Origin of the sequence: Lapillicoccus sp. (assembly GCF_025353065.1) — a bacterium.
Lineage (GTDB): Bacteria > Actinomycetota > Actinomycetes > Actinomycetales > Dermatophilaceae > Lapillicoccus.
This window is the reverse complement of the sequence record NZ_JANXRJ010000151.1, coordinates 1-3,514: the sequence shown is the minus strand read 5'-3', so window position 1 is coordinate 3,514 and position 3,514 is coordinate 1. Positions and strand designations below refer to the sequence as shown.

Here is a 3,514-nt window from a genome sequence, read left to right as displayed (position 1 = left end):
GCGGCCGCCGACGACGTGAGGGCAGCGTCAGTCAGCCCGCAGGTAGACCTCGCGCCAGACCTCGTGGGCGGTCTCCTGGTGCTCCGGCAGCCCGCGCTCGTCGAGCCGCTCCCCGGCGAGCTCGGCCGCGAGCGCCGTCAGCGACCACTCCCACCCGGAACCGAAGCCCACGACGTGCGAGTCGACGAGCAGCCCGGAGTGCTGCAGCGTCAGGTCGGTCGCGTCCGGGTCTTCGCCCGTGAGGCGCAGCAGCACCCGCGTCGGCGGCTCGTCCTGCCACGTCCACTGCATGTCGAGCACCCGGGGCGCACCGCCTTCGCCCACCGCGTCACAGTGCTCGATCCGCACGAGCGCCGGTATGCCGCCGACGTCGAGGACGACGGAACCGCTCTCCGGCAACGACTCGAGGACGACGCCGAACCAGCGGGCCAGCCGCTCGGGCTCGGTAACCGCCGACCAGACGGCGGCGACGGGCGCGGCATACCGGCATCGAAGGGTGATCGTCCGGCCCGCGGGGATGCGGGTGAACGACCGGGTGAAGGCGAGGTCCGGCACCCCTCCACCGTAGGCGGCGGCGCCGGACCGGGCGTTAGGGTCGCGAGGTGACCGGCGTCGGAGCGAGCGTGCGCGACCAGCGGCGGCTGACCGTGGCGTTGTTCGCGGTCGCGTTCGGGACCCAGTCGCCGAGCCCGATCCTGCTGTTCTACACGCAGGACCTCGGTCTCTCGGCGACCGTGCTCACCGCCTTCTTCACGGTCTATGCGCTCGGCCTCGTCCCTGCGCTCCTGCTCGGAGGGCCCTACTCCGACAGGCACGGTCGCAAGCCCGTCGTCGTGCCTGTCGTCGCGATGTCCGTCCTCGCCCAGCTCGCCCTGCTCGCCGCTGCGGTCGTCGGCGAGCCGGCGCTCTACGTCGGCCGCGTGCTCCAGGGCCTCACCGGCGGCGCGGTGTTCACCGTCGGCACGGTGTGGATGCGGGAGATGGCCGGGCCCGCGAAGGGGGCGTCCGCGGCCATGCGGGCAAGCGCCGCGATGGCGGTCGGCTTCGCCCTCGGGCCACTGCTCTCGGGCACCCTCGTGCAGTGGGCGCCCTGGCCCAAGGTGCTCGGCTTCGTCGTCCCGATCGCGTTGCTGCTGCTCGCTTTCGGCATCGTGCGGACCCTGCCCGAGACAGTGACGCGGCCGCGTCCAGGGCGCCTGCAGATCGGCATCCCGCGCGGCGCGGGCGCCGGCTTCGGGTGGTACCTGCTGCCCTGCGGCCTGCTCGTCTACACGTATGCCGTGCTCGGCCTCACGCTGTTCCCGCTCGCCATCGTCCGGTCGGGCTTCGGCGCGGCGATCTTCCTCACCGGCGTCTGCGCGCTCATCGTCCAGGGGAGCGCGGCGCTCGCGACGGGCCCGGCCCGACGGCTGGGTCCGGAGACGTCCGGGTGGCTGGCGGCGCTCATGGCCGCGGGCGGAGCCGGGTTCGGTTACCTCGCAGTGCAACCCGGTGGCTGGCCCTGGGTCCTGCCCGCGTCGCTGCTCTGCGGGGTCGGCGAGGGCCTCGCGCTCACCGCGGGCGTCACCGTCGCGGACCTCCTCGCGCCGGCCGACCGCCGGGGAGGGTTGATCTCGGTCTTCTACCTCGTCGTCTACTTCGGCTTCACGGTGCCGTCGATCGTGTCGGTGACGGCCGGTCCGGCCGCTCTCGCGACGGGGGTGCCCATCCTGGTCCTCGGCGGCTGCGCCCTGGTGCTCACCGTCGTCCTCGTCGGCCCGGGGCGTGCGGTGCTGCGGCGGCATACGGGCTCGATCGTCCGGTCCGGGGACGTCACAACGGCGCTCGGGGAGCTCCCGCCGATCTGAGTCACGTGCGGCGCCCGGTCCGCCACGCGAAAGGTCACCTTCGGCTCCGGGGAGCCCCTCGGACGGACCGGAGCTGACCACTCGGCAGGCGGCGTCGCCAGAGGTCACCTTTGGCATGGCCGCAGGTCAGTCGCACGGCGCCATCCGCGCGCCCGCCATCACCGGACCGCCGGGGCCGACCGCGGTGGCGCCCGACTCGTCGAGCTCCGTTGCGGCGCCGCTGAACTGGGCGGCATACAGCCGGGAGTAGGCCCCACCGAGCGTGAGCAGCTCGTCGTGCGAGCCCTTCTCGACGATGCGGCCGTCCTCCATCACGAGGATCACGTCGGCGTCGCGGATCGTCGAGAGCCGGTGGGCGATGACGAAGCTCGTCCGGTCGCTGCGGAGGGCGGCCATCGCGTGCTGGACGAGGAGCTCGGTGCGGGTGTCGACGGAGCTGGTGGCCTCGTCGAGGATGAGCAGCTCCGGCGCGGCGAGGAAGGCGCGCGCGATCGTGACCAGCTGCTTCTCCCCGGCGCTGATGTTGCCCGCCTCGGCGTCGAGCATGGTGTCGTAGCCGTCCGGCAGCGAGTGCACGAAGCGGTCGACGAAGGTCGCTCGGGCGGCCTCCATGACGTCCTCGTCCGTGGCGTCGGGGCGGGAGTAGGCGATGTTGTCGCGGATGGTGCCGGCGAAGAGCCAGGTGTCCTGGAGCACCATGCCGATCCGCGAGCGCAGGTCGTGGCGGGTCATCTCGGTGATGTCGACGCCGTCGAGGGTGATCCGCCCGGCGTTGAGCTCGTAGAACCGCATGATGAGGTTGACGAGGGTCGTCTTGCCGGCGCCGGTGGGACCGACGATGGCGACGGTCTGGCCGGGCTCGACGACGAGGTCGAGACCCTCGATGAGCGGCTGCTCGGGGGTGTAGGAGAACGTGACGTCCTCGAAGGCGACCCGGCCGAGCGAGTCGATGACGGGCGTCGCCGTCGGCGAGTCGGGCTCCTGCTCGGGAGCGTCGAGAACCTCGAACACCCTCTCGGCAGAGGCGACCCCGGACTGCAGCAGGTTGGCCATCGAGGCCAGCTGGGTCAGCGGCTGGGTGAACTGGCGGGAGTACTGGATGAACGCCTGGACGTCGCCGAGGCTCATCGACCCACTCGCGACCCGCAGCCCGCCGAGTACCGCGATGACGACGTAGTTGAGGTTCCCGATGAACATCATCGCGGGCATGATGATGCCGCTGATGAACTGCGCACCGAACGAGGCGACGTAGAGGTCCTTGTTCTTGCCGTCGAAGGAGGCCTGCGTCTCCTTCTGCCGGCCGAAGACCTTGACCAGGCCGTGCCCCGTGAAGGTCTCCTCGATGATGCCGTTGAGCTCGCCGGTGTGCTTCCACTGCTGGACGAACATCTTCTGCGAGCGCTTGGCGATGGCGGCGGTGATGGCCATCGAGACGGGGATCGTCACCAGGGCGATCAGGGCCAGGGTCCACGAGATCGAGAACATCAGGGCGACGACGGCGACGACGGTGAGCAGCGAGGTGAGCAGCTGGCTCAGTGTCTGCTGCAGGCTCTGCTGGACGTTGTCGACGTCGTTGGTGACGCGGCTGAGCAGCTCGCCGCGCGGCTGGCCGTCGAAGTAGGGCAGCGGGAGCCGGTTGAGCTTGGCCTCGACGTCGGCGCGCAGGC

At 71.4% G+C, this 3,514-nt stretch carries 3 protein-coding genes; 1 reads left to right on the top strand and 2 read right to left on the bottom strand.

The genetic code is table 11. The features are described 5' to 3' along the window. Window positions 1-27: 27 nt before the first annotated feature. A complete protein-coding gene (locus tag Q0R63_RS11810) occupies window positions 28-555 on the bottom strand; it encodes an SRPBCC domain-containing protein (protein ID WP_295697449.1) in 528 nt (175 codons plus the stop codon). A gap of 47 nt (window positions 556-602) precedes the next feature. Between Q0R63_RS11810 and Q0R63_RS11805 the strand changes: the two genes are divergently transcribed. Beyond that, a complete protein-coding gene (locus tag Q0R63_RS11805) occupies window positions 603-1,847 on the top strand; it encodes an MFS transporter (RefSeq protein WP_295697447.1) in 1,245 nt (414 codons plus the stop codon). A 126-nt stretch (window positions 1,848-1,973) separates the two neighbouring features. On the opposite strand, the gene Q0R63_RS11800 is transcribed toward Q0R63_RS11805, so the two are convergent. Then, a partial coding sequence (locus tag Q0R63_RS11800) for an ABC transporter ATP-binding protein (RefSeq protein WP_295697445.1) occupies window positions 1,974-3,514 on the bottom strand: 1,541 nt, incomplete at its 5' end.